25 protein-coding genes and 1 pseudogene are annotated in these 22,725 nt (G+C 69.8%); 15 read left to right on the top strand and 11 right to left on the bottom strand.

Going from position 1 to position 22,725, the window contains the following annotated elements:
- Nucleotides 1–24: 24 nt before the first annotated feature.
- Complete coding sequence (gene miaB / locus EAO75_RS07440) at nt 25–1,551, bottom strand: tRNA (N6-isopentenyl adenosine(37)-C2)-methylthiotransferase MiaB (RefSeq protein ID WP_147994149.1); 1,527 nt, start codon at nt 1,549–1,551, stop codon at nt 25–27.
- Between the two features lie 4 nt (nt 1,552–1,555).
- Nucleotides 1,556–2,047 (bottom strand): MarR family winged helix-turn-helix transcriptional regulator, encoded by a 492-nt coding sequence (locus EAO75_RS07435; protein ID WP_147994148.1) that lies wholly within the window; start codon nt 2,045–2,047, stop codon nt 1,556–1,558.
- A gap of 173 nt (nt 2,048–2,220) precedes the next feature.
- On the opposite strand from EAO75_RS07435, the gene ribA reads away from it, so the two are divergent.
- Genes ribA through EAO75_RS07420 form a run of 3 tightly spaced genes read left to right on the top strand, consistent with a single transcriptional unit; the run spans nt 2,221 to nt 4,233 of the window.
- Nucleotides 2,221–2,892 carry a GTP cyclohydrolase II gene (gene ribA, locus EAO75_RS07430; protein WP_147994147.1) on the top strand — a complete coding sequence of 224 codons (672 nt, stop codon included), beginning with the start codon at nt 2,221–2,223 and terminating at the stop codon, nt 2,890–2,892.
- 36 nt (nt 2,893–2,928) lie between these two features.
- Nucleotides 2,929–3,225: a DUF2218 domain-containing protein gene (locus tag EAO75_RS07425; protein WP_147994146.1), complete on the top strand. Its 297-nt coding sequence runs from the start codon at nt 2,929–2,931 to the stop codon at nt 3,223–3,225.
- Between the two features lie 60 nt (nt 3,226–3,285).
- Nucleotides 3,286–4,233, top strand: a complete 948-nt coding sequence (locus tag EAO75_RS07420; protein ID WP_147994145.1) for an NADP-dependent oxidoreductase — start codon at nt 3,286–3,288, stop codon at nt 4,231–4,233.
- Nucleotides 4,234–4,253: 20 nt separating this feature from the next.
- Here the strand turns inward: EAO75_RS07420 and EAO75_RS07415 are convergent, their stop codons facing one another.
- Nucleotides 4,254–4,658: a MazG nucleotide pyrophosphohydrolase domain-containing protein gene (locus EAO75_RS07415; RefSeq protein ID WP_147994144.1), complete on the bottom strand. Its 405-nt coding sequence runs from the start codon at nt 4,656–4,658 to the stop codon at nt 4,254–4,256.
- Between the two features lie 144 nt (nt 4,659–4,802).
- Here EAO75_RS07415 and EAO75_RS07410 point away from each other — a divergent pair, with 144 nt between their 5' ends.
- Entirely contained in the window at nt 4,803–5,798 is a 996-nt protein-coding gene (locus EAO75_RS07410; protein ID WP_147994143.1) for a TAXI family TRAP transporter solute-binding subunit, read from the top strand.
- Between the two features lie 19 nt (nt 5,799–5,817).
- Here EAO75_RS07410 and EAO75_RS07405 read toward each other — a convergent pair whose 3' ends face one another.
- Together EAO75_RS07405 and EAO75_RS07400 are read right to left on the bottom strand one after the other, a co-directional pair.
- Nucleotides 5,818–7,209 carry a sensor histidine kinase gene (locus tag EAO75_RS07405; protein ID WP_147994142.1) on the bottom strand — a complete coding sequence of 464 codons (1,392 nt, stop codon included), beginning with the start codon at nt 7,207–7,209 and terminating at the stop codon, nt 5,818–5,820.
- 9 nt (nt 7,210–7,218) lie between these two features.
- Nucleotides 7,219–7,905, bottom strand: coding sequence for a response regulator transcription factor (locus EAO75_RS07400; protein WP_147994141.1), 687 nt, complete (start codon nt 7,903–7,905; stop codon nt 7,219–7,221).
- A gap of 288 nt (nt 7,906–8,193) precedes the next feature.
- On the opposite strand from EAO75_RS07400, the gene EAO75_RS07395 reads away from it, so the two are divergent.
- The 8 genes from EAO75_RS07395 (at nt 8,194) to EAO75_RS07365 (ending at nt 14,918) form a co-directional block, all read left to right on the top strand.
- Nucleotides 8,194–8,970 (top strand): amino acid ABC transporter ATP-binding protein, encoded by a 777-nt coding sequence (locus EAO75_RS07395; protein WP_147994140.1) that lies wholly within the window; start codon nt 8,194–8,196, stop codon nt 8,968–8,970.
- Between the two features lie 132 nt (nt 8,971–9,102).
- Nucleotides 9,103–9,945: a glutamate ABC transporter substrate-binding protein gene (locus EAO75_RS07390; RefSeq protein WP_187284328.1), complete on the top strand. Its 843-nt coding sequence runs from the start codon at nt 9,103–9,105 to the stop codon at nt 9,943–9,945.
- A 96-nt stretch (nt 9,946–10,041) separates the two neighbouring features.
- On the top strand, nt 10,042–10,716 hold the full coding sequence (locus EAO75_RS07385) for an amino acid ABC transporter permease (RefSeq protein WP_147994138.1): 675 nt from the start codon (nt 10,042–10,044) through the stop codon (nt 10,714–10,716).
- A complete protein-coding gene (locus EAO75_RS07380) occupies nt 10,713–11,621 on the top strand; it encodes an amino acid ABC transporter permease (RefSeq protein WP_147994137.1) in 909 nt (302 codons plus the stop codon). The genes EAO75_RS07385 and EAO75_RS07380 overlap by 4 nt, the downstream gene beginning before the upstream one ends.
- A gap of 176 nt (nt 11,622–11,797) precedes the next feature.
- The gene (locus EAO75_RS07375; RefSeq protein WP_147994136.1) at nt 11,798–13,450 is read left to right on the top strand and encodes an FAD-dependent monooxygenase; all 1,653 of its coding nucleotides are present in this window, start codon (nt 11,798–11,800) and stop codon (nt 13,448–13,450) included.
- Between the two features lie 178 nt (nt 13,451–13,628).
- Nucleotides 13,629–13,715 (top strand): putative leader peptide, encoded by an 87-nt coding sequence (locus tag EAO75_RS48500; protein WP_313960178.1) that lies wholly within the window; start codon nt 13,629–13,631, stop codon nt 13,713–13,715.
- A 91-nt stretch (nt 13,716–13,806) separates the two neighbouring features.
- Nucleotides 13,807–14,379, top strand: coding sequence for a cysteine dioxygenase (locus EAO75_RS07370; RefSeq protein WP_147994135.1), 573 nt, complete (start codon nt 13,807–13,809; stop codon nt 14,377–14,379).
- Between the two features lie 98 nt (nt 14,380–14,477).
- A complete protein-coding gene (locus EAO75_RS07365) occupies nt 14,478–14,918 on the top strand; it encodes a rhodanese-like domain-containing protein (RefSeq protein ID WP_410092207.1) in 441 nt (146 codons plus the stop codon).
- A gap of 482 nt (nt 14,919–15,400) precedes the next feature.
- Here the strand turns inward: EAO75_RS07365 and recX are convergent, their stop codons facing one another.
- The 3 genes from recX to EAO75_RS07350 form a co-directional block, all read right to left on the bottom strand.
- Complete coding sequence (gene recX / locus EAO75_RS07360; protein WP_187284327.1) at nt 15,401–16,354, bottom strand: recombination regulator RecX; 954 nt, start codon at nt 16,352–16,354, stop codon at nt 15,401–15,403.
- Between the two features lie 8 nt (nt 16,355–16,362).
- A complete protein-coding gene (recA, locus tag EAO75_RS07355) occupies nt 16,363–17,490 on the bottom strand; it encodes a recombinase RecA (RefSeq protein ID WP_147994133.1) in 1,128 nt (375 codons plus the stop codon).
- A 339-nt stretch (nt 17,491–17,829) separates the two neighbouring features.
- Entirely contained in the window at nt 17,830–18,351 is a 522-nt protein-coding gene (locus tag EAO75_RS07350) for a GNAT family N-acetyltransferase (protein ID WP_147994132.1), read from the bottom strand.
- On the opposite strand from EAO75_RS07350, the gene EAO75_RS07345 reads away from it, so the two are divergent.
- The 3 genes from EAO75_RS07345 (at nt 18,350) to EAO75_RS07335 (ending at nt 20,929) form a co-directional block, all read left to right on the top strand.
- Nucleotides 18,350–18,940 carry a helix-turn-helix domain-containing protein gene (locus tag EAO75_RS07345; protein WP_147994131.1) on the top strand — a complete coding sequence of 197 codons (591 nt, stop codon included), beginning with the start codon at nt 18,350–18,352 and terminating at the stop codon, nt 18,938–18,940. The two genes, EAO75_RS07350 and EAO75_RS07345, sit on opposite strands and share 2 nt — an antisense overlap.
- The gene (locus EAO75_RS07340) at nt 18,937–20,085 is read left to right on the top strand and encodes an MFS transporter (protein ID WP_147994130.1); all 1,149 of its coding nucleotides are present in this window, start codon (nt 18,937–18,939) and stop codon (nt 20,083–20,085) included. Before EAO75_RS07345 ends, EAO75_RS07340 begins: the two co-directional genes overlap by 4 nt.
- A 130-nt stretch (nt 20,086–20,215) precedes the next feature.
- Nucleotides 20,216–20,929: an NADPH-dependent F420 reductase gene (locus EAO75_RS07335; protein ID WP_147994129.1), complete on the top strand. Its 714-nt coding sequence runs from the start codon at nt 20,216–20,218 to the stop codon at nt 20,927–20,929.
- Between the two features lie 58 nt (nt 20,930–20,987).
- Here EAO75_RS07335 and EAO75_RS07330 read toward each other — a convergent pair whose 3' ends face one another.
- The 3 genes and pseudogenes from EAO75_RS07330 to EAO75_RS07320 form a co-directional block, all read right to left on the bottom strand.
- On the bottom strand, nt 20,988–21,155 hold the full coding sequence (locus tag EAO75_RS07330; protein WP_261989169.1) for a pirin family protein: 168 nt from the start codon (nt 21,153–21,155) through the stop codon (nt 20,988–20,990).
- Nucleotides 21,156–21,187: 32 nt separating this feature from the next.
- Nucleotides 21,188–22,360: pseudogene (locus EAO75_RS07325) on the bottom strand (AI-2E family transporter); the annotation flags it as partial.
- Nucleotides 22,361–22,420: 60 nt separating this feature from the next.
- Nucleotides 22,421–22,615: a DUF3046 domain-containing protein gene (locus tag EAO75_RS07320; RefSeq protein ID WP_147994128.1), complete on the bottom strand. Its 195-nt coding sequence runs from the start codon at nt 22,613–22,615 to the stop codon at nt 22,421–22,423.
- Nucleotides 22,616–22,725 lie beyond the last annotated feature (110 nt).

Here is a 22,725-nt window from a genome sequence, read left to right as displayed (position 1 = left end):
TCGCCCCGCCCCTGTCGCGCGCGCTCAGTGTGCCGCGCAGCCGCCCGTCGCCGCCGGCAGCGGCTCGGGGACGCCGATCTTCGGCAGGCCGAGCAAGACACCGGCCGGCTTGGCGGCCTCGGCGGCGTTGCGCTTCTCCCAGGCGTCCCCCGCACGCGTGCGGCGCACGTCGAGGACGGCGCCCTCGGCGAGGAGGTGGTGCGGGGCGGCGTAGGTGATCTCGACGGTGACCACGTCGCCGGGGCGGACCTCCTGGTCCGGCTTGGTGAAGTGGACGAGGCGGTTGTCGGGGGCGCGGCCGGACAGGCGGTGGGTGGTGCCGTCCTTGCGGCCCTCGCCCTCGGCGACCATCAGCTCCAGCGTGCGGCCGACCTGCTTCTTGTTCTCCTCCCAGGAGATCTCCTCCTGGAGGGCGACGAGACGCTCGTAGCGCTCCTGGACGACCTTCTTGGGGATCTGGTTCTCCATGGTCGCGGCCGGGGTGCCGGGACGCTTGGAGTACTGGAAGGTGAAGGCGTTCGCGAAGCGGGCCTCGCGCACGACGTGCATGGTCTGCTCGAAGTCCTCCTCGGTCTCACCGGGGAAGCCGACGATGATGTCGGTCGAGATGGCCGCGTGCGGGATGGCGGTACGCACCTTCTCGATGATGCCGAGGTAGCGCTCCTGCCGGTACGAGCGGCGCATCGCCTTCAGGACGGTGTCCGAGCCGGACTGCATCGGCATGTGCAGCTGCGGCATCACGTTCGGCGTCTCGGCCATGGCGGCGATGACGTCGTCGGTGAAGTCACGGGGGTGCGGGGAGGTGAAGCGGACGCGCTCCAGGCCCTCGATCTCCCCGCAGGCGCGCAGCAACTTGCTGAAGGCCTCGCGGTCGCCCAGGTCGGATCCGTAGGCGTTGACGTTCTGGCCGAGCAGGGTGATCTCGGAGACGCCCTCGGCGACCAGCGCCTCTACCTCGGCGAGGATGTCGCCGGGCCGGCGGTCCTCCTCCTTGCCGCGCAGGGCCGGGACGATGCAGAAGGTGCAGGTGTTGTTGCAGCCGACGGAGATGGAGACCCAGGCCGCGTAGGCGCTCTCGCGCCGCGTCGGCAGCGTGGAGGGGAACGCCTCCAGCGACTCAGCGATCTCGACCTGCGCCTCTTCCTGCACCCGGGCGCGCTCCAGCAGGACCGGCAGCTTGCCGATGTTGTGCGTGCCGAAGACGACGTCCACCCAGGGCGCCCGCTTCACGATGGTGTCGCGGTCCTTCTGCGCGAGACAGCCGCCGACCGCGATCTGCATGCCGGGGCGGCTCGCCTTCTTCGGGGCGAGGTGGCCGAGGTTGCCGTACAGCTTGTTGTCGGCGTTCTCGCGGACCGCGCAGGTGTTGAAGACGACGACGTCCGCGTCGCCGTCCGACCCCTCGGGCGCGCGCACGTAACCGGCGTCTTCGAGCAGCCCGGACAATCGCTCGGAATCGTGGACGTTCATCTGACACCCGTAGGTGCGAACCTCATAGGTGAGATTTCCTCGGGCTTCCACTGCCGGGCTCCGGTCACTGCTGCTGGTCATGCGTTCAAGGGTAGGTGGTCCTCGGAGGCGCCTTGTCCGCGTTCTCCTGCATGCGTTCGGCGACCTCCCCCAGCCCGTCGGCGAGGGTCGCGAGCTGCTGTGGTGTCAGGACGTCGATGACCAGCTTGCGGACGAGTGCGACATGGCCGGGGGCCGCCCGCTCCAGCATGCTTCGGCCGGCGTCGGTGAGGACGGCGTAGACCGCGCGGACATCGCTCGGGCACGAGCGGCGGGTGACCAGGCCGGCCTTCTCCAGCTGGGTGATCTGGTAGGTCAGGCCGCTCTTGGAGTTGATGAGCGCGTCGGCGAGCCCGCTCATGCGCATCTCGCGGTCCTTGGCGGCGTTCAGGCGCACCAGGATCTCGTACTGGAGGTGCGTGATCCCCACGTCGTCCTTGAGCTGCTGGTCCAGACGGCGATTGACGAGCGACCCGGCGGCCACGAAGGCGTACCAGGCGCGCAGCTCGTCCTCGTTCAACCACTGGGGTTCGGCCATGCGTCAACGTTAGCGCGATGGTTCAAATTCGAACCGGGGGTGGAGGGCCACCGTTCGATGTGACCGGCGCAACAGTCATCGGGATGTTCAAAACTTGAAACTTCACGCTACGGTCGAGGCATCGAGGTTCAAATTTGAACCTGCCGGTTCGTCCAGCCCTCGAAGGAGTACTCATGGACGCCGCCCCTTCCGCAGGTCACAACCGCTCCTCCGGCGCTTCCGTACGCACCCGCGTGACCATCCCGCTCCGCTTCGCCGACGGATACGAGGTCACCGTCGACGCGGTCACCTTCCACGGCCTGGCCGACGGCAAGGAACACGTGGCGCTGGTCCTCGGCGACCCCGCGGCATCGCCCGCGCCGCTGGTGCGGCTGCACTCCGAGTGCCTGACCGGGGACGTGTTCGGCTCGGCACGCTGCGACTGCGGACCGCAGCTGCGCGAGGCCGTGGAGCGCATCGCGACCACCGGCGGCGTCCTGCTCTACCTCCGCCAGGAGGGCCGCGGCATCGGGCTCTACAACAAGCTGGACGCCTACGCCCTCCAGGACGCCGGCCTGGACACCTACGAGGCCAACACCGCGCTGGGCCTGCCCGAGGACGGCCGCGACTACACCGCCGCCGCCCAGATGCTCACCGCCCTCGGCATCGAGGAGCTGGACCTGCTCACCAACAACCCCGACAAGGCGGGGCAGTTGCGCGACCTGGGCGTCCGCGTGCGCTTCGTACGGCCGACGGGCGTCTTCGCCACCGACAGCAACGTCCGCTATCTGCACGCCAAGGCCCAGCACACCCACCACACCATCACGCTGCCCGAGCCGTCCGGTCTGGCCGCGCTGGCCGTCTGACCCCGCCCCGGCCCTCACCTCCAGCGGAGTACCGCCATGCCTTCCTCCCTCGCCCGCGTCGCCACCGACGCCGCCCCGCGCTACGCCAAGCAGCTCGCCTCGCACTTCGGCCGGAAGATCCCCGTCGAGGAGATCCCCGACGGCGGCCACCGCCTCACCTTCCAGAACACCGACGTCGTCCTCGAACCCCTCGACGACCACCTGCTGATCCGCGTCACCGCGCCCGATGCCGCCGCGCTCACCGCCATCCGGGACGTCGTGGGCAGCCACCTCGAACGCTTCGGCCGGCGGGGCGAGCTGAGCGTCGTCTGGGACGAGCCCGCCCAGGACTGACCCGCCCGCCACGACACGCATCGCAGGCGCCCGCCCGGCGCCCGAGAGAAAGGCACCGCGATGAAGGCCGTCACGATCACCGACTTCGGGGCCGACCCGCTCCTCACCGATCTGCCCGTGCCGGACCCGGGCCCGGGCGAGCTGCTGGTCCGGCTGCACGCCGCCGCACTCAACCCCTTCGACTGGAAGGTCGCCGACGGAGCCCTCAAGGGCATGGTCGAGCACGACTTCCCCCTCGTCATGGGCTCGGACGGCGCGGGCGTGGTCGAGCGCATCGGCCCCGGCGTGATCCACTTCCGGCCCGGCGACACCGTCTACGGCCAGTTCATGAACCTCGCGTACGGCCGCGGCTCCTACGCGGAGTACGCCCTGGCCGCCGAGAACGGCACGATCGCCCGGATGCCCGACGACCTGCCGTTCCCCATAGCGGCGGCGCTGCCCACCGCCAGCGTGACCGCCTACCAGGCCATCGAGGCCGCCCGCCTCGACACCGGGCACGTGATCCTGATCAACGGCGCGTCCGGCGGAGTGGGCCAGTCCGCGATCCAGTTCGCCGCCCTCCAGGGGGCCAGGGTGCTGGCGACCGCCACCGGCGAGATCGCCGGTCGACTCCGGGATCTCGGTGCCGACGAGACCGTCGACTTCACGGCCGCGCCCACCGCCGAGCAGGTCCTGGCCGCCCACCCCGACGGCATCGACGCGATCCTCGACCTCGTCACCACGCCCGGCGGCGACGTCGACACGCTGGCGGGGCTGCTCAAGCCGGGCGGCACCTTCGTGAGCACCAACCGGGCCGCCGACCCCGACGCCCTGGCCGCCCGTGAGATCCACGGCGTCAACCTCGTCAACGACCCCAGCCGCAAGGAGCTGGAGTCCCTCGCCGCGCTCGCCGACGCGGGCAAGCTCCGCATCACCATCGACTCGGAGGTCCCGCTGGCCGACGCCCCGGCCGCCGTGGCCCGCGCGCGTGCCGGTGGCTCGCGCGGCAAGACGGTCATCCTGCTCTGACCCCGCCGGCCGAGGACCCTTCACACCCCGTCGGTCGCCCACCCCTGGCGGCGCAGGACTCCCGACACGTTCGGTGCCTCGTAGTGCTCGCCCTTGAGGACCTTGCCGTCGGCACGGCGGGCGACCTGGCCGTCGGGCCCCAGCTTGGTCATGTTCGAGCGGTGGATCTCGGCCAGGACGGCGTCGAGGTCGATGCCGTGCACCAGAGCCGTGCCGTACGCGACATAGACGACGTCCGCCAGCTCGTGCGCGAGCTGGTCGAGCGGGCCGGTGACGGAGACCTCGGCGACCTCCGCGGCCTCCTCGGCGAGCAGCTCTCCCCGGTGGGCGGCGAGTTCCGGCGAGACCTCCGTCGGCGTACTGCGGGTGTCGAGCCCGAAGGCGCGGTGGAATTCACGGACCAGGTCGGCGGGAGAGGAACTCATGCCGCGACTGTAGTGGCCGGGTCTGACAGTCCCGATCCGCTGCCCCGATCCGCTGCCCCGATCATGGATACGCCCGGCCCGGCGCCCTCCCCGTGTGACCCCGGCCCTGGTCAGCACCGCGTCCCGGCTGGCAGGATCGCCGCCATGTCCAAGGCACTCACCCGCTTCAGCAGGCACCGGGCCGTACAGGCCGCGGCCGCCGGGGTCGTCACCCTCGGGTTGCTGCTGTGGTGGCTGCTGCCGCTGGGCGAGGCCCCGCCGAGCGGGACGATCACGTTCAGCACCGGCACGCGCGCGGGGGTCTACCAGGAGTATGGCGAGCTCCTGCGCAACGAGCTGGCCAAGGACATGCCGCAGCTGAAGGTGAAGCTGCTGACGAGCGCCGGGTCGCAGGAGAACGTCGCGCGCGTGGCGACCGGCAAGGCCGACTTCACGATCGCCGCCGCCGATGCGGTGGACAAGTACAAGATGGGCGGCAGGCCCGTCACCAACCGGCTGCGCGGCGTCGCCCGCCTGTACGACGACTACGTACAGCTCGTCGTCCCGCCGGACTCGGACATCCGCTCCGTGGCGGATCTGAAGGGCAAGCGGGTGGCCATAGGGCTGCCCAATTCCGGCGTACGGCTGATCGCCACCCGCGTACTGGCGGCCGCCGGGATCGACCCCGAGAAGGACATCACGCCCCGCGCGGACGGCATCGACACCGGGCCCAAGCGGCTGGGGCACGAGCTCGACGCGTTCTTCTGGTCGGGCGGCCTGCCGACGGACGGGCTGGAGAAGATCGCCGAGTCCTCCGCGTTCCGGTTCGTGCCGATCGACGCCGACCTGGTCGCCAAGGTGCACGCCCAGGGCGACACGGCGCACTTCTACCGCGCGACCAACATGCCGGAGTCGGCGTATCCGACCGTGCAGAACGGCGACACGGTACCGACGATCGCCGTCTCCAACCTGCTGATCACCCGCGAGGACATGGACCCCCGCCTCACCGAATGGCTCACCCGTACGGTGATCAAGAGCCGCGACGGCATCGGCGCACACGTCCACTCCGCCCAGCTCGTCGACCTGCGTACGGCGATCTACACCGACCCGCTGACGCTGCACGACGGGGCCCGGCGGTACTACCGCTCGGTCAAGCCCTGAGGACAACGGCGGCCGGCACCTACGCCGACGGCCCCGACCTCGGCACGGTCACCGTCACCCGCAACCCGTGCGGCTCGTGACGGCCGTACGAGATGGAGCCGCCGCCCGCCGCGAGCAGCGCGCGGGAGATCGACAGGCCCAGGCCCGAGCCCTTGACGTTCTGGTGGCGGCCGCTGCGCCAGAAGCGGTCGCCGATGCGGGCGAGCTCCTCGTCGCTGAGGCCGGGGCCGTTGTCGGACACCTCGACCGTGGACATGCCGCCGTTGGAGGTGACGGTCACCTCGACGCGCTCGTCCTTCGGCGTGAACTTGACCGCGTTGTCGATCACGGCGTCCAGGGCGCTGGACAGTGCGACCGGGTCGGCCCAGGCGGTGGTGGGCGGGCAGTTCCCGACCAGCCGGACGCCCTTGGCCTCGGCGGTCGGCGACCAGGCCGCGACACGCTCGGCGGCCAGCTGGCCCACATCGGTCAGCCGGAGGTCGGCCGCGGTGTGCTCGGCCAGGGCGAGGTCGAGCAGGTCGTCCAGGACCTGCGCGAGGCGCTTGCCCTCGGCCTGCACCGAGGCGATCTCCTCATTGCCCTCGGGGAGCTCGAAGGCGAGCAGCTCGATGCGCAGCAGCAGCGCCGCGAGCGGGTTGCGCAGCTGGTGCGAGGCGTCGGCGACGAAGGCGCGCTGCTGCTCCAGCACGTCCTCGACGTTGTCCGCCATCTCGTTGAACGACCGGGCCAGGCGCCTCAGTTCCGGCGGACCGCTGGCCACCGCGRCCCGTGACTTCAGGCGTCCGCTCGCGATCTCGTGTGTGGTGACGTCCAGCACGCGCACCGGCCTGAGCACCCAGCCGGTCAGCCGGAGGGCGGCCCCGACGGCCACCAGCATCGCCAGCGTCAGACCCCCGCCGATGATCAGCCAGCCCTGCAGGATCCGCGAGCGCATCTGCCCGGTCGGCGAGTCGGTGACGACGACGGCCACGACGTCCCCGTCCCGGATGACCGGCGAGGCGACGACGAGGCGCCCCCGCTGCCAGGGCCACACCTGCTTGGGGTCGTGGCTGCGCCGGCTGAGCAGCGACTCCTCGAAGGCGTCGCGCACCTCGCCGGTCTCGGGCAGGAACCACGTCGTCGGCCCGTTGGCCAGGGGTGTGTCGTTGGGCAGGAAGACGCCGGCCCGGATGCCGTAGACGTCGTAGTAGCTCTCCAGTTCCCGGCTCAGGATGCGCAGGTCGTCGCGCGATCCTGAGGTGACGTCGACGGCGGGGCGGGCGATGGCCGCGAAGTACGCCGTGTCGTCGATCCGGTCGACGACCACGTCCTGCTGCTGGGCCGAGGCCAGGCTGATGCCGAGCGGTACGCCGAGCGCGAGCAGCACGGCCGCCATCAGGACGATGAGCAGCGGAAGGAGTCGAGTGCGCACCCGTGCCCGCTACGAGGCCGGGGCGACGAGCCGGTAGCCGACGCCGCGTACGGTCTCGATCAGCGCAGGCATGCGCAGCTTGGCCCTCAGGGACGCCACATGCACCTCAAGGGTGCGCCCGGTCCCCTCCCAACTCGTGCGCCACACCTCGCTGATGATCTGCTCCCTGCGGAAGACCACCCCGGGACGCTGGGCGAGCAGAGCCAGGAGATCGAACTCCTTGCGGGTCAGCTGGACGACCGAACCGTCGACGCTGACCTGACGGGTGGGCAGCTCGATATGGACCGAGCCAAGGCGCAGCACACCCTCGCCGCCCGTCCCGGGGTCCTCGGGCGCGGTGCGCCGGCTGACGGCATGGATCCGGGCGAGCAGCTCCCCGGTGTCGTACGGCTTCACCACATAGTCGTCGGCCCCGAGGTTGAGGCCGTGGATGCGGGAGCGGACGTCGGAGCGCGCGGTGACCATGATCACCGGGGTACTGGTGCGCTTGCGGATCTTGCCGCAGACCTCGTATCCGTCCTGGTCGGGCAGGCCGAGGTCGAGGAGGACGACACCGAAGCCGTTGCCCTCGGGGACGAGCGCCTGAAGGGCCTCCTCGCCGCTGCGCGCGTGCGTGACGTCGAAACCATGCCGCGCCAGGACCGCCGACAGCGCGGCAGCGACATGGTTGTCGTCCTCGACGAGGAGGAGTCTCACCCCGGCCTCCCTCAGTTCACCGGCCGTACGATTCCGATAGATACACAGTGTGTGCGCACGCGCGCGTGCACCATGAGAGTCACGCTGATGGACGCAGACGCCGTCAAGAGGGTTCCGGGTGCGGGCGGCTTCCGTTACCCAGCCGGTACGCGCGGTGGTCACCAGAGCTACGACATGTGTCCGATTGCTATCGGATCGTGATGCTCAGATTCCCCTCAGAACTAATGACGCAGGTCGGATACGGTTATTACTGTCCTCCGAAACCGAGGAGGACGGAGCCTGAGAGCGATGACCGAAGTATCGGTGGCCAAGGAAGATGTGGCCGCGACCGGCGACCTGGTCGTCCTGAAGAACGTCAACAAGCACTTCGGCGCGTTGCATGTGCTGCAGGACATCGACCTGACGATCGCCCGCGGTGAGGTCGTCGTGGTCATCGGACCCTCCGGGTCCGGCAAGTCCACCCTGTGCCGCGCCATCAACCGCCTCGAGACGATCGACTCCGGCGCGATCGCCATCGACGGCAAGCCGCTGCCCCAGGAAGGCAAGGAGCTGGCCCGGCTGCGCGCAGACGTCGGCATGGTCTTCCAGTCCTTCAACCTCTTCGCGCACAAGACCGTGCTCGAGAATGTGATGCTGGGCCAGATCAAGGTCCGTAAGACGGACAAGAAGAAGGCCGAGGAGAAGGCCCGCGCCCTGCTCGACCGGGTGGGCGTGGCCAACCAGGCGGACAAGTACCCCGCCCAGCTCTCCGGCGGCCAGCAGCAGCGTGTGGCCATCGCCCGGGCGCTGGCCATGGACCCCAAGGTCATGCTCTTCGACGAGCCCACGTCGGCGCTCGACCCGGAGATGATCAACGAGGTCCTGGAGGTCATGCAGCAGCTCGCCCGCGATGGCATGACCATGATCGTCGTCACCCATGAGATGGGCTTTGCCCGCTCGGCCGCGAACCGTGTGGTTTTCATGGCGGACGGCAAGATCGTCGAAGAGGCTGTTCCGGACCAGTTCTTCAGCAACCCGCGCAGCGACCGCGCGAAGGACTTCCTGTCCAAGATCCTGCACCACTGACGGACTGCGCTCCGGCACCGCTGACGGATCGTGCTCCCGCACCACTGACGGACTGCGTCTCGCAGCCGACGACCTGCGTCACCGCCGCCTTCTGACGGCACGCATCTGTTCTCCACGCAAAGGATGTTCACCATGAAGCTCCGCAAGGTCTCCGCCGCGGCGGCCGCCGCAGTCGTCCTCGCTCTCACCGCCACCGCGTGTGGTGGCGACGGCGACAGCGACAGTGGGTCGGGCTCCGGGGGCGGCGACAAGATCAAGATCGGCATCAAGTACGACCAGCCGGGTCTGGGCCTGAAGGAGCCGGGTGGCGCCTTCTCCGGCTTCGACGTCGACGTCGCGACGTACGTGGCGAAGGAGCTCGGTTACGAGCCCGACCAGATCGAGTTCATCGAGACGAAGAGCGCCGACCGTGAGAACGCGCTCGCCCGTGGCGACGTGAAGCTCATCGCGGCGACCTACTCGATCACCGACGAGCGCAAGGAGAAGGTCGACTTCGCCGGGCCGTACCTGCTGGCCCACCAGGACCTGCTGGTCAAGACCGACTCGGACATCACCGAGGCCACCGACCTCAACGGCAAGAACTTGTGTTCGGTCACCGGTTCCACCTCGGCGGAGAACGTCAAGAAGGAGCTCGCCCCGAAGGCCAACCTGAAGGAGACCGGCGGCTACTCGGAGTGCATCGCCGGTCTGCAGAGCGGTTCCGTGGACGCCCTGACCACGGACGACTCGATCCTCGCCGGCTACGCCGCGCAGGAGCAGTACAAGGGCAAGTTCAAGCTCGCCGGCCTCAAGCTGAGCAACGAGAACTACGGCATCGGTGTGAAGAAGGGTGACACCGAGACCGTGAACAAGGTCAACGCCGCGCTGGAGAAGATGGTCAGCGACGGCGCCTGGGACAAGGCCGTCAAGGAGAACTTCGGTCCGGCCAACTACAAGAACGAGCCCGCGCCGAAGATCGGCGTCATCGTCCAGTAGCGCAAGGATCCTCCGGCGCGCCGCCGTCCACCGCGATCAGGGCGGCGGCGCGCCGCGCTATCCACGTACGCCACCCACCCGGAAGCGCGGGAGATCGTGTTCGATTTTCTTTCTGACTACAACGACCCGACCCTGTTGGGTGCCTTCTGGATGACGGTGAAGCTCACCTTCTTCTCCGCCATCGGCTCCCTGATCCTGGGCACCTTCCTGGCCGCGATGCGGGTCAGCCCGGTCCCGCTCATGCGTGGGTTCGGTACGGCCTATGTGAACATCGTCCGGAACATTCCCCTGACGGTCATCATCATCTTCACCTCGCTCGGTCTCGCCGACATCTTCGGCGTGACGATGGGCGCCTCCGACTTCGACATCCGGGGCTTCCGCCTGGCGATCCTCGGTTTCGTCGCCTACACCGCGGCCTTCGTCTGCGAGGCGATTCGTTCCGGCATCAACACCGTGCCGCTCGGCCAGGCCGAGGCGGCCCGTGCCATCGGGCTGACCTTCAGTCAGACCCTCCGGATGATCATTCTGCCGCAGGCCTTCCGCTCGGTCATCGGCCCGCTGGCCAACGTGTTGATCGCCCTGACCAAGAACACCACCGTGGCGGCCGCGATCGGCGTGGCAGAGGCCGCCTACCTGATGAAGGGAATGATCGAGAAAGAGGCTGAGACGGTGCTCATCGGCGCAATCTTCGCCTTCGGCTTCCTGGTACTGACCCTGCCCACCGGCCTCTTCCTCGGTTGGCTGAGCAAGCGACTGGCGGTGAAGCGATGAGCTCCGTTCTCTACGACGCTCCGGGCCCCCGCGCCAAGCGGCGCAATGTGCTCATCTCGGTGGTCTTCTTCGCCCTGCTCGCCCTGCTCGTGTGGTTCGTCTGGGCCACGATGGACGAAAAGGACCAGCTGGAGTGGGCTCTGTGGAAGCCGTTCACCCAGTCTGAGGCCTGGACGACCTACCTGCTCCCGGGTCTCGCCAACACGCTGAAGGCAGCGGCACTGGCCATGGTGATCGCCCTTCCGCTGGGCGCGTTCTTCGGTATCGCCCGCATGTCCGACCACCGGTGGGTACGGCTTCCGGCCGCCTGGGTGGTCGAGTTCTTCCGGGCGATCCCGGTGCTGCTGCTGATGCTGTTCGCCAACGAGTTCTACGACCGCTGGACGAACGTCAGCAGTGAGCAGCGGCCCCTCTACGCGGTCGTGACCGGCCTGGTGCTCTACAACGCCTCCGTGCTCGCCGAGGTCGTACGGGCCGGCATCCTCTCCCTGCCCAAGGGCCAGTCGGAAGCCGCCATGGCGATCGGCCTGCGCAAGAGCCAGACGATGCGGACCATCCTGCTGCCGCAGGCCGTCACCGCCATGCTGCCGGCCATCGTCAGCCAACTCGTGGTCATCGTGAAGGACACCGCGCTGGGCGGCGTGATGATCGGGTTCACCGAGCTGCTCAACTCGCGCGCGACGCTGGCGGCGTTCTACGCCAACGTGATCCCCAGCTTCATCGTGGTGGCGATCATCTACATCATCCTCAACTTCATCCTCACCAGCTTCGCGAGCTGGCTGGAGAAGCGGCTGCGGCGCAGCAAGAGGAGCACGGGTGCGGTGCTCAGCGCCGACGACATGGAAGAGCTGAACCCGGCGGCGACCGGCGGCACCTACAGGGCCGGCGCCGGAGGGTCGATCTGACCCCTGGTCACATCGCTTGAGCGCGCGGAGGGCAGTGGCATGATCGCCACTGCCCTCCGTCACTTGACGCAAGCACCGGCAATGGGTTGCATACGTTCTGTGATCGTGCACCCTGCTCCAACTTTCTGTTCACTCGCGTTCCTGGGGACACCGCTGCGGGCAGGGGGCGCCGCGCCATGGACCCGGTGATCATCGTCGGAGCGGGGCCCGTCGGGCTTACGCTCGCCCTTGCGCTGGCCCGTCAGGAAGTCCCCTGCGTCGTCCTCGACGAGGGTCCCGGCAAGGACGAACCCCGCCTCGCGCGCACCGTCGTCCTGCGCGAGGACACCACCGCCCTCATCGAGCGCCTGTCCGGTCTGCCGCTCGGCGCGGCCGGGGCACGCTGGGCCGGATGGCGGTCGATGCGGCGCAAGCAGGTGATGCGCGAGGTCACGTTCGGCGACGCCGCGGAAGGGTCCGAGGGCGGCACGACCCCCTCTGTCCCGCACAACCCCGCCCCCCTGCACATCGCCCAGCACGTCCTGACCGGCGCCCTGCGCACGGCCCTCGTCGGCGAGCCGCTCGTCAAGGTCGCCGTCGACAGCCGCCTGGACGCCATCGAGCAGGAGACCTCGGGCGTCACCGTCCACACCCGCGGCCCCAAGGGCACCTGGTGGCGCGGTAGTTACGTGATCGGCTGCGACGGCCCGCGCTCCACCGTGCGCAAACTCATGGACATCCGCTTCCCCGGCCGTACGGCGGTGGAGCGACACGCCGTGGCCGCGCTGCGCGTGGAACTTCCCTGGGAGGGCCGGGCGTTGCTCCATCGGATGCCGCCGTGGCGGGCGTCCGGGCCCTCGGGCGGGGAGGTCACCGGACGGCCGCTCCCGGACGGCGTGTGGCGCCTGGACTGGCTGCTGCCGCCGGGCAAGGACCTGATCACACCCGAGCTGCTCGTGGGGCACATCAGCGAGACGCTCACCGGCTGGTCCGACGGGCCGACACCGTCGTACGAACTCCTCGACACCGGGGTGCACACGGTCCACCACCGCCTGGCGCGCCGCTGGCGCGTGGGCCGCGTCTTCCTCGCCGGGGACGCGGCGCACTGCCTCGGCACGCTCGGCACGCACGGGCTGGACGAGGGCCTGCGGGACGCCGACAACCTCGCCTGGAAGCTGGCGTCGGCCTGGCACCACGGGCCGCACGAGGCGCTGCTCGACAGCTACCAGACCGAGCGGCGCGCGGTCGTCGCCGGCCGGCTGCGCGCCGCCGACCAGGCGCTTCCGCTGCTGCGCGGTGGTGGAGGGCTGCGCGCCGTGGTCCCCGGCTCCACCCGGGGCCATGACGCGCTGCTGATGGACGGCCACCTGGGGCAGGGCTCGATCGGCGCGCCGGGGTCGTACGCCGACTCGCCGCTCGCGCCCGGGCAGCTGGAGGGCGAGGTCCCGGTGGACACTCCGCGCGGTGCGCCGGTCGTGGATGTACGGGTCACCGCGGAGGACGGCTCGTTCGTCCAGCTGCGGGACCGGCTCGGGCGCGGTGCGCTGCTGGTCCTGCTGATCGCGCCGGGCACAGGTGTGTGGGAGCGCAAGCACTGGGCGACCGCCGGGATCATGCCCCGGCTGGCGGCGGCCGTGACAGCGCTGCCGTATCCCGCCGAACTGCTGGTCTCGGAGAGCTATCCGGGGGCTGCCGCGCATTCGGTCCTGTTGATCCGGCCCGACGGTCACCTGGTGACGGCGTTGAGCGGGGTGCGGCCCGCCGACCTGTACACGGCGGCCGAGGCGGCTCTGGGCGGGCCGGTCAAGGCGGCGGCTGAGGAGGCGAACGCGACGGCGGGCTCACGCTGACGCCGCCCACCGCCCACCGCCCATCGCCCGTCCGTCGTCCATAAGTGGCACGCATCAGGGCACCGGGTGATCACCCCTCGCACCGGATCTCACCCGAAAACGGCACTCACTGTCACTGTGTGGTCCGCATAGTGACAGTGAGTTGACCGGCCCGCACCGGCGTGGTGTACTCCGGATCGTGACCGACACCTGTGTGCGCCTGTGGCGGAGGGTCCATATGGACCTCGTCCGCTATGCGGGCTGCGTGTGTCGCCCGTCCTGCTGAATTCGCATCCCCCCTTCTTCTTCCCGCGCGTGCCGCGCCCTTGGCCGGTGTCGTCGCGGGCTCTTCGCGAACTCTCTTCAGGACGGTGCCCGTGTCTGTCACTCCTGCCGCCGTCGGCGCTTCCGAGCCGGTTGCCACGCCGAACTCCGAGTCGAATCCCACTCGCCACTCCACTCCGACGCAGGCAGACCTGCTCCACTTCGTACGGCGCACTGCCGCCGACGTCGAGTTGATCGCCTCGCTCCCGCTCGATCCCGAGGGCCGTACCTGGGTACGGCTCGAAGGTCCCGGCGGCAGCGAGGCCTGGCTCATCGGCTGGCCGCCCGGGACCGGCACCGGCTGGCACGACCATGCCGAGTCGGTCGGGGCCTTCGTGACGGCGGACGGTGAGCTGAGGGAGCACTCGCTCGCGGTCCGCCTGCCCGCCGACGGCTGGAAGACCCTGGAACTGGCGGAGGACGTGGACCGCTCACGCCGTCTACCGGCCGGCAAAGGCCGCTCCTTCGGCCGACACCATGTGCACGAGGTCCTCAACGAATCCACCGACCGGCACGCGATCTCCGTGCATGCCTACTACCCGCCGCTGCCACAGATCCGCCGCTTCAGCCGCAGCGGACCGATCCTGCGCCTGGAGCAGGTGGAGCGTCCGGAGGACTGGCAGTGAGTGGAGTGGGGGGCGAATCTGTGGTGCGTGGAAGTAGCGAACGGCCGATTGGTGAACGGCCGAGTGGCGAACAGCTGGTTGCCGGGCGGGAGTTGAGCGTGATCGGGGAAGAACAGCCGCTCGGCATCGACGAGTTGCTGGAGCGGGTGCGCGCGGGCTACGAGCGGATCAAGCCCCAGGAGGCCTATGAGGCCGCCCAGGGCGGCGAGGCTCTGCTGGTCGACATCCGGTACGCGGCCCTGCGCGAGAGAGACGGTCTGATCCCCGGTGCCCTCGTGGTCGAGCGCAACGAACTGGAGTGGCGGCTCGACCCACAGGGCAGCCATCGTGCCCCCGAGGCGACGAGTCACGACCTGCGGGTCGTGGTGATCTGCAACGAGGGCTACGCGTCGAGCCTCGCGGCCGAGTCGCTACGACGGCTCGGGCTATACCGGGCCACCGATCTGGTCGGCGGGTTCCAGGCCTGGCGGGCGGAGGGGTTGCCGGTGACGTCGGGGGTGGGACCGCCGCCGGCGGGTCATGCCGTGCATGCCCCGTGATCACTGGCTTATGCCGAGCCGCTTGCCGTGGGCGCTGTTCTCCCACACACCGACTCCAGCCCTGAACGCGATGGGCGCCCCCGCGCGTCGACCGTGCCCGGGCCCGGGATTCTGCGGCGGTCGCCGGGCTGATCGGCGAGCACGTGATCCGGTCGGTCGAGCGCCGGCGCCTGCGCCTGCGCGATCCGAACTGGTCCGGCGGGCGGCGGGCCTCGAAGGGCTCATACCTTCGCCCTCTACAGGCGTCCAGGCCCTAGGCCCAGACCCCGGGTGGCTCCCGGCCAGACCCCGGCTCCGGGCCCAGTCCCCGGGCTCCAGTCCCAGCCTCAATCCCCAAGCTCAAGGCCCAGACCCACACCCAGACTCCAAGCCCACACTCAGACTCCAAGCCCACACCCAGACTCCAAGCCCAGCCCCAGACTCCAAGCCCAGCTCCAGACCCCAAGCCCAGCTCCAGACCCCAGCCCGAAGCCCTCCCTGGATCAGAACCCTTCGTCCCCCAGAAACTCCGTATCCTCGCCCTCTTCCTCCAGCGCCTGTCGGACCACCCGCAGAGCCATCCCCTCCGGATAGCCCTTGCGGGCGAGCATGCCCGCGAGGCGGCGCAGCCGCTTGTCGCGATCGAGGCCGCGCGTGGAACGCAGCTTCCGGGCGACGAGCTCACGCGCCGTCGCCTCTTCCTGCTCCGAGTCGAGCTGGCCGACGGCCGCGTCGATCAGCGTGGAGTCGACGCCCTTGGTGCGTAGTTCCTGGACGAGCGCGCGCCGCGCCAGCCCTCGGCCGTGGTGCCGGGACTCCACCCAGGCGTCCGCAAACGCGCTGTCGTTGATGAGGCCCACCTCCTCGAACCTCGACAGCACCTCCTCGGCGGCGTCGTCCGGGATCTCCCGCTTGCGCAGGGCGTCCGCGAGTTGTTTCCGCGTACGCGGGGTCCCGGTGAGCAGGCGCAGACAGATCGCCCGCGCCTGCTCCACCGGGTCCGCTGGGGGCGTCCTCTCCTCGGCCCTCGACGAGGAAGAGGCACCTCCGTCCTCACCGGACGGCTCCGTACGACCGCGTCGACGACGCCCCCGTGAGCCGTCCGAGCCCCCAGTCCCACCACGGCCACGGCGCGAGCCCCCACCGGAGGTACCGGCGCCGTGCACCGGGCCCGACTCGTCGCCGTAGCCGTAGCCGGAGTCGCCATGGCCGCCGTATCCCCCGTACGAGCCCCTCGCGTCATGCGAGTCGCCTGTGCCGTACCAGCCCGAGTCACCCGTGCCGTACAGCGCCGAGCCGTCGTTCCCCCCGTCCGCGTCATGGGCCGCGTCTCCTCCGGAGGCGTGTCCGCCCCTACCGGAGGAGCCCCCGTCGCCGCCTCTCCCCCGCCCCTGCGGGGCGTCCGGGTAGGCGGCGTACTCGGACCAGTCCGTTCGCCGCGCTTTTGAATCAGACACTGAACGGATCAGCTCTTTGCGGTCGCGGCCTTGGGCTTGGCTGCCTTGGCCGCCGCCGGGGCGGGCACCGTCTTCGCGGCGTCGTCCGGAGTGGCGGAGACCGCGGCGTCCGCGCCCGGCTCGGCGGCCGGCTCCTCGGGACGGACCCCGACGCCCAGCTTCTCCTTGATCTTCTTCTCGATCTCGTTGGCCAGGTCGGGGTTGTCCTTCAGGAAGTTGCGCGCGTTCTCCTTGCCCTGGCCGAGCTGGTCGCCCTCGTACGTGTACCAGGCGCCGGCCTTGCGGACGAAGCCGTTCTCCACGCCCATGTCGATCAGGCCGCCCTCGCGGCTGATGCCCTGGCCGTAGAGGATGTCGAACTCGGCCTGCTTGAAGGGCGGCGCGACCTTGTTCTTGACGACCTTGACGCGAGTGCGGTTGCCGACCGCGTCGGTGCCGTCCTTCAGGGTCTCGATGCGACGGATGTCGAGCCGCACCGAGGCGTAGAACTTCAGCGCCCGGCCACCGGTCGTGGTCTCCGGGGAGCCGAACATCACGCCGATCTTCTCGCGGAGCTGGTTGATGAAGATCGCGGTGGTCTTCGACTGGTTGAGCGCGCTGGTGATCTTCCGCAGGGCCTGGCTCATCAGTCGGGCCTGCAGACCGACGTGGCTGTCGCCCATCTCGCCCTCGATCTCCGCGCGCGGGACGAGCGCGGCGACCGAGTCGATGACGATGAGGTCGAGGGCACCGGAGCGGACCAGCATGTCCACGATCTCCAGCGCCTGCTCGCCGTTGTCCGGCTGGGAGAGGATCAGGTTGTCGATGTCGACGCCGAGCTTCTTCGCGTACTCGGGGTCGAGGGCGTGCTCCGCGTCCACGAAGGCGACCTGACCGCCGGCCTTCTGAGCGTTGGCCACTGCGTGCAGGGTCAGCGTGGTCTTACCGGAGGACTCCGGTCCGTACACCTCCACCACGCGGCCGCGCGGCAGGCCACCGACGCCGAGGGCGACGTCGAGCGCGGTCGACCCGGTGGGGATGACCTCGATGGGCTCGTTCGGCCGCTCGCCCAGGCGCATCACCGCGCCCTTGCCGAACTGCCGTTCAATCTGTGCGAGCGCGGCATCCAGGGCCTTCTCGCGGTCGGTACCTGCCATGGGTTCCACCCGGTTTGCTTGAGTCGATCGCTTCACGTCAAAGACGCTAACGCCTGCCACTGACAATGCGCCCCGACGCCCGTCCGGCCTGTGGATAACTCGGGCACTTCTCCGTCGAAACCGTGGCGAAATGCCTGCCGAGCGCCTCGCCGGCACTTCCATAAGAATGGATGTTCGATTTTCGTGTCAAGCGCACCACGCGGCACCTCAGCTCACAGCCGGACTGGGCGCGCCCACACCCGGACTGGACGCGTGCGCACCGCGACCGGACGCGCACGGGCGGCCTCTGGAGCACCACCACACATCAAGTCTGCGTCTTCGCCACCGGCTCAGGTCAGGTCAGGTCAGCGCCAGCCGCATCAGTGTCAGGTCGAGCCACCGACCGAACTTCGTGCCCACTTCCGGGATCGTGCCCACGTGCTGAAACCCGAATCGCTCGTGCAGCCGGATCGACGAGGCGTTCTCCGCTTCGATGCCGGCGATCACTACATGGTGGCCCGCCTCGCGCGCCGCGGCGATGAGCGCGTCGAGCAGCGCGGCGCCGATCCCGAGCCCGTGTCGGCCTTCGCGGACGTAGACCGAGTCCTCCACCGTGTGGCGATAACCGTCCAGCTCCCGCCACGGTCCGTAGACCGCGAACCCCGCCACCTCACCGGCCACGTCGGCCACGAACGCCGAGCCGCGCTCCAGATGGGCGGCGAGCCAGGCCGCCCCTTCGGCGGGGGACTGCGGAGTCTGCGTCCACAGGGCCGTCGAGTGCTCGATCGCGTGGTTGCGGATCGCGCGGATGGCCTCCATGTCGCCGGAGTGCGCCGGGCGCACTGTCACCATCGCCCGCTCCCTCTCGTATATTGGATTCATGTCCAACATAGTAGATCCCCTGGTGGGGCAGATCGCGTCCCGCATCCGCACCGAACGGGAGCGCCGTCGATGGACCCTGGCCCAGGTCGCGGATGCCTCCGGCGTCTCTCAGGCCATGATCAGCAGGATCGAGCGCGGCGAGAGCAGCCCCACCGCCGTCGTCCTCGGCAAGCTGTCGGCCGCCTTCCAGCTCAGCGTCTCTTCTCTGCTCGCCCTCGCCGAGGGAACGCAGGACGCGGCGGACGGCCTCGGAGAAGTGCGCCGCCGGGCCGGAGCCGCCGAGTGGCGCGACCCCGCCACCGGCTACCGGCGTCGCCAGATCACCAGCCCGCACTTCCCCGCGGAGATCGCCGAGATCCGTCTGCCCGCCGGCGCCCGTGTCCCGTACCCGGCCGCGGCCTTCGCCTTCGTCCGGCAGGTCGTCTGGGTCCTCGACGGCCATCTGACCTTCCACGACGGAGACACGGTCCACGAACTCGACGCGGGCGACACCATCGAACTCGGGGAGCCCACGGAGCGCACCTTCGCCAACACCACCGACACCGCGTGCCGGTACGCCGTCATCCTCGCTCGCGGCACCCAGCCGTGACCCGGCCCCTCCCCCGGGGCGGCACGCTCCTCCTGGCCTCCATAGCCGGTACGGCGATCGCGAACAACTACGCCATCCAGCCCGCGCTCACCGCCGTCGCCGCCGACCTGAGCGTCCCCGCCTCCGTGATCGGCCTCGTCCCCACCGCCGCACTGGTCGGCTGCATGATCGGCTTCGCCGTCCTGCTGCCCCTCACCGACCATCTCGCCCCGAGCCGGCTGGTCACCGCGCAGCTCTGCGCACTGGCCGTCGCCCTCGTCCTCGCCGCGATCGCGCCCGGCCCGGTCCCGCTCCTGGCCGCCTATGTGCTCATCGGGGCCGCCGCCGGCGTCGCGGCGCAGGCCGGCAACATCGCCGGCCGGCACGCCCCGCCCGAGCGCCGTGGAAGGGGCGTAGCAACCGTCGCCGCCGGAATGTCGGCCGGCATCCTGCTCAGCCGCCTTGTGGGAGGGGCACTCGCCGACATCGTCGGGTGGCGGCGGATGCTTCTCGTCTTCGCCGCCGTCGCCCTGCTCGGCGCGATCGCCGCCTTCACACGCCTGCCCCGGCAACGGCCACGCGCCCTGCCCGGCCGCGGCTACCGCGCCACCCTCGCCTCACTTCCCCCACTCCTGCGCCACCATCCGCAACTGCGGCGCGCCGTGGCCAGGGGCGGCCTGTGGTACTTCGCCTTCAACCTCGTCTGGGTCGCCCTCACCCTCACTCTGGCTCAGCCGCCCCACTCCCTGGACCCGACCGCCATCGGTCTGTACAGCCTGGCCGGGCTCCTCGGCTTCGCCGCGCTCCCCGTCACCGGACGCCTCACCGACCGGCACACGCCCCAGGCGGTGATCGTCGCCTGCATGCTGACCGCGGCAGCCGGAACCGCACTGCTCGCCACCGGTCTGAACAGCCCGCCCGCCACAGCACTCGGCCTCGCCCTGTTCGACGCCGGCTGCTTCGCCGCCCAGGCCGCCAACCAGAGCCGTGTCATCGCCCTGGACCCCCGACGCTCCGGCAGCCTCAGCAGCGTCTACCTGGTGCTCTACTTCACCATCGGCGCCATGGGCACGGCCCTCGCTGCACCCCTCCTCGACACCGTCGGCTGGCAGGGCACCGCCCTCACTGCCATCGCCGCGCTCCTCCTAGCCGCCGTCATCCGCTAGGCCGTTCGCCGTCTGCGTGGCGCTACCGGCACCCGCCGACGCCGCCGCCTCGTCGAATAGGACAGGAATCGTCCTAGAACCCCCCTACCGTGATTGCTGTCCACATAGAGCAAAACGGAAGATTCCCCCCATGAAGATCGCTGTTCTCGGTACCGGTGGCGGTGCCCGCGCCCATGTCGCCAAGCCGCTGGAGCTGGGTCACGAAGTGCTCGTCGGCACCCGCGACGTCGACGCGACACTGGCTCGGACCGAGCCGGACATGATGGGCAACCCGCCCTACAAGGAGTTCCTCGCGGATCACCCCGGCGTCAAGCTGCTGCCCTTCGGCGACGCCGCGGCCGCAGGCGAGCTGGTTATCAACGGCATCGACGGCCACAACGCGGTCCAGGCGCTGTCCGCCATCGCCGACCAGCTGGCCGGCAAGACGCTCATCGACTACGCCGTCCCCTTCATCTACCGGCACGAGCCGGAGCACCCCTGGCCGACGCCGTGGGGCATCATGCCGAAGCTGGACCCCTGCGACACCGACAGCCTCGGCGAGCGGATCCAACGCGCTCTGCCCGCCACGAAGGTCGCGAAGTCCTTCGTCACCCAGGAGCAGACCACCGTGGTCAACCCCCGGTCCGTCGCCGACGGTGACCACACGATGTTCGTCGCGGGCGACCACGCCGACGCCAAGCAGCAGACCATCGACCTGCTGAAGTCCTACGGCTGGAGCGACATCCTCGACCTCGGTGCCCTGGTCTGCGCCCGTGGCATGGAGATGCACTCCCCTCTCCACGAGGCCATCCGCTTCGGCCTCGGACAACAGGAAGGCCGCTTCGGCATCAAGGTCGTCCGCTGACCCACCCCGCCGACCGTCCCCGGAGGCGAGCCCAAGGGCTCAATCCGAACCGTCCGTCTCAGCCCGAGCCCGCCGTCATCCACTGGGTGTCTCCGTTGGTGATGGTGCCACCGCCGCCGTTGGAGTCCTGGTGGTCGAAGATCCCGTCGATGATGTAGGTGACGGTCTCGAAGCCGCGGTGCCCTCCGGAGGCTGCTGTCCCGGTCGCCCGGGCGGGCGTATCCACAGCTCACGCGCGCGGGAGAACAGGTTGCGCCCCGTCCCCCGCTCCCGGTGCCCATGGACGCGGGGGTCGTCCGTGACGTCGTACCGCTTGACGTAGGCCCCCAGGAACGCCTGCAAGGTGGCGACGGCCGGGATCGCGATCAGCGCGCCCACCGCGCCCAGGAGTGCGGTGCCCGCGATGACCGAACCGAAGGCGACCGCGGGGTGGATGTCGACGGTCTTGGCGGTCAGCTTGGGCTGGAGCACATAGTTCTCGAACTGCTGGTAGACCACGACGAAGACCAGCACCCACAGCGCGTACCAGGGATCGACCGTGAACGCGATCAGCATGGGCAGGGCACCCGCGAGATAGGTGCCGATGGTGGGGATGAACTGCGACACCAGACCCACCCACACGGCGAGCACGGGCGCGTACGGCACATCCAGGCTCTCCAGCAGGATGTAGTGGGCTATGCCGGAGATCAGCGCCATCAGGCCGCGCGAGTACAGATAACCGCCGGTCTTGTTGACGGCGATCTCCCAGGCACGCAGCACCTCGGCCTGCCTGGCGGGCGGCAGTACGGAGCACAGCGCGCGGCGCAGTCGGGGGCCGTCCGCGGCGAAGTAGAACGAGAACAGCGTGATCGTCAGCAGCTGGAAAAGACCGCCGAGGACCTGCGCGGACACGTCCAGGACGCCGGTCGCGCTGTTCTGCACGTAGTTGCGCAGCCAGTCCGATCTGAGCAGGCCCTCCTGGACGTCGACGCGGCGCAGCTCGGTGTGGAAGTGCGCGTTGATCCAGTTGATGACGGAGTCGAGGTAGTTCGGGAAATCCTCGACGATCTTGATGATCTGGCCCGCGAGCATGGACCCCAGCAGCGTCACGAACCCGGCGGACGCGACGATCACGGCGAGGAAGACGACGGCGGTGGCCAGTCCCCGGCGCATGCCGCGCGAGGCCATCCAGCTCACCGCGGGCTCGATGGCAAGGGCCAGGAAGAACGCGATGAGGATGTTGATCAGCAGCCCGGTGAGCTGGTGAAAGGCCCAGCTGCCCAGCTGGAACACGCCGACGAGCGCCAGCGCGAGCACCAAGGCGCGCGGCAGCCAGCGCGGCATGCGGGCGCCCGACCCGGCGTCGCCCGCACCCGGAGGCGGGTTGGGCGGCGTCGTGCCGAACGGGGACCCTTGCCGGGCGAACTGCCCGGTCTCGTCAGTGCGTGCCACGGAGCAAGTCTCACCTACGCCACTGACAAACGGCCCCGGTCCTGCGATCTTCGTTACCGGTCAGCGCTTCTCACCCGGAACGTTCATGACCGTACACACCACACGCCACACGTCCTTGGTGTCCCAGCCGGATTCCAGCGCCTCCTGCACCGTGCGCCCGCCGAGCTCCGCCATCACGTGGTCGCGCGCGAAGGTGTCGGCGTATCCCGGACCGAAGTGATCCGCCATCCGCTGCCAGAAGACCGTCAACCGCATGCGTCCAGTATCCCGCCCCTGAGGGTGGGCCTGCGTCGGGACCACTTGTCGAGACCGCTTTCCGTCCTACGGTCTGACGCATGCCCGAAACCGGAGCCTCCCCCCTCCCC

It is taken from the genome of Streptomyces sp. UW30 (assembly GCF_008042075.1).
Taxonomy (GTDB): Bacteria; Actinomycetota; Actinomycetes; order Streptomycetales; family Streptomycetaceae; genus Streptomyces.
This window is presented reverse-complemented; position numbering and strand designations above follow the sequence as displayed.

Bases quoted from the DNA above. Each gene is read 5' to 3' on its own strand.
- miaB (WP_147994149.1), bottom strand. From the start codon at position 1,551: ATGACCAGCAGCAGTGACCGGAGCCCGGCAGTGGAAGCCCGAGGAAAT.
- EAO75_RS07435 (WP_147994148.1), bottom strand. From the start codon at position 2,047: ATGGCCGAACCCCAGTGGTTGAACGAGGACGAGCTGCGCGCCTGGTAC.
- ribA (WP_147994147.1), top strand. From the start codon at position 2,221: ATGGACGCCGCCCCTTCCGCAGGTCACAACCGCTCCTCCGGCGCTTCC.
- EAO75_RS07425 (WP_147994146.1), top strand. From the start codon at position 2,929: ATGCCTTCCTCCCTCGCCCGCGTCGCCACCGACGCCGCCCCGCGCTAC.
- EAO75_RS07420 (WP_147994145.1), top strand. From the start codon at position 3,286: ATGAAGGCCGTCACGATCACCGACTTCGGGGCCGACCCGCTCCTCACC.
- EAO75_RS07415 (WP_147994144.1), bottom strand. From the start codon at position 4,658: ATGAGTTCCTCTCCCGCCGACCTGGTCCGTGAATTCCACCGCGCCTTC.
- EAO75_RS07410 (WP_147994143.1), top strand. From the start codon at position 4,803: ATGTCCAAGGCACTCACCCGCTTCAGCAGGCACCGGGCCGTACAGGCC.
- EAO75_RS07395 (WP_147994140.1), top strand. From the start codon at position 8,194: ATGACCGAAGTATCGGTGGCCAAGGAAGATGTGGCCGCGACCGGCGAC.
- EAO75_RS07390 (WP_187284328.1), top strand. From the start codon at position 9,103: ATGAAGCTCCGCAAGGTCTCCGCCGCGGCGGCCGCCGCAGTCGTCCTC.
- EAO75_RS07380 (WP_147994137.1), top strand. From the start codon at position 10,713: ATGAGCTCCGTTCTCTACGACGCTCCGGGCCCCCGCGCCAAGCGGCGC.
- EAO75_RS07375 (WP_147994136.1), top strand. From the start codon at position 11,798: ATGGACCCGGTGATCATCGTCGGAGCGGGGCCCGTCGGGCTTACGCTC.
- recA (WP_147994133.1), bottom strand. From the start codon at position 17,490: ATGGCAGGTACCGACCGCGAGAAGGCCCTGGATGCCGCGCTCGCACAG.
- EAO75_RS07345 (WP_147994131.1), top strand. From the start codon at position 18,350: ATGTCCAACATAGTAGATCCCCTGGTGGGGCAGATCGCGTCCCGCATC.
- EAO75_RS07350 (WP_147994132.1), bottom strand. From the start codon at position 18,351: ATGAATCCAATATACGAGAGGGAGCGGGCGATGGTGACAGTGCGCCCG.
- EAO75_RS07335 (WP_147994129.1), top strand. From the start codon at position 20,216: ATGAAGATCGCTGTTCTCGGTACCGGTGGCGGTGCCCGCGCCCATGTC.
- EAO75_RS07320 (WP_147994128.1), bottom strand. From the start codon at position 22,615: ATGCGGTTGACGGTCTTCTGGCAGCGGATGGCGGATCACTTCGGTCCG.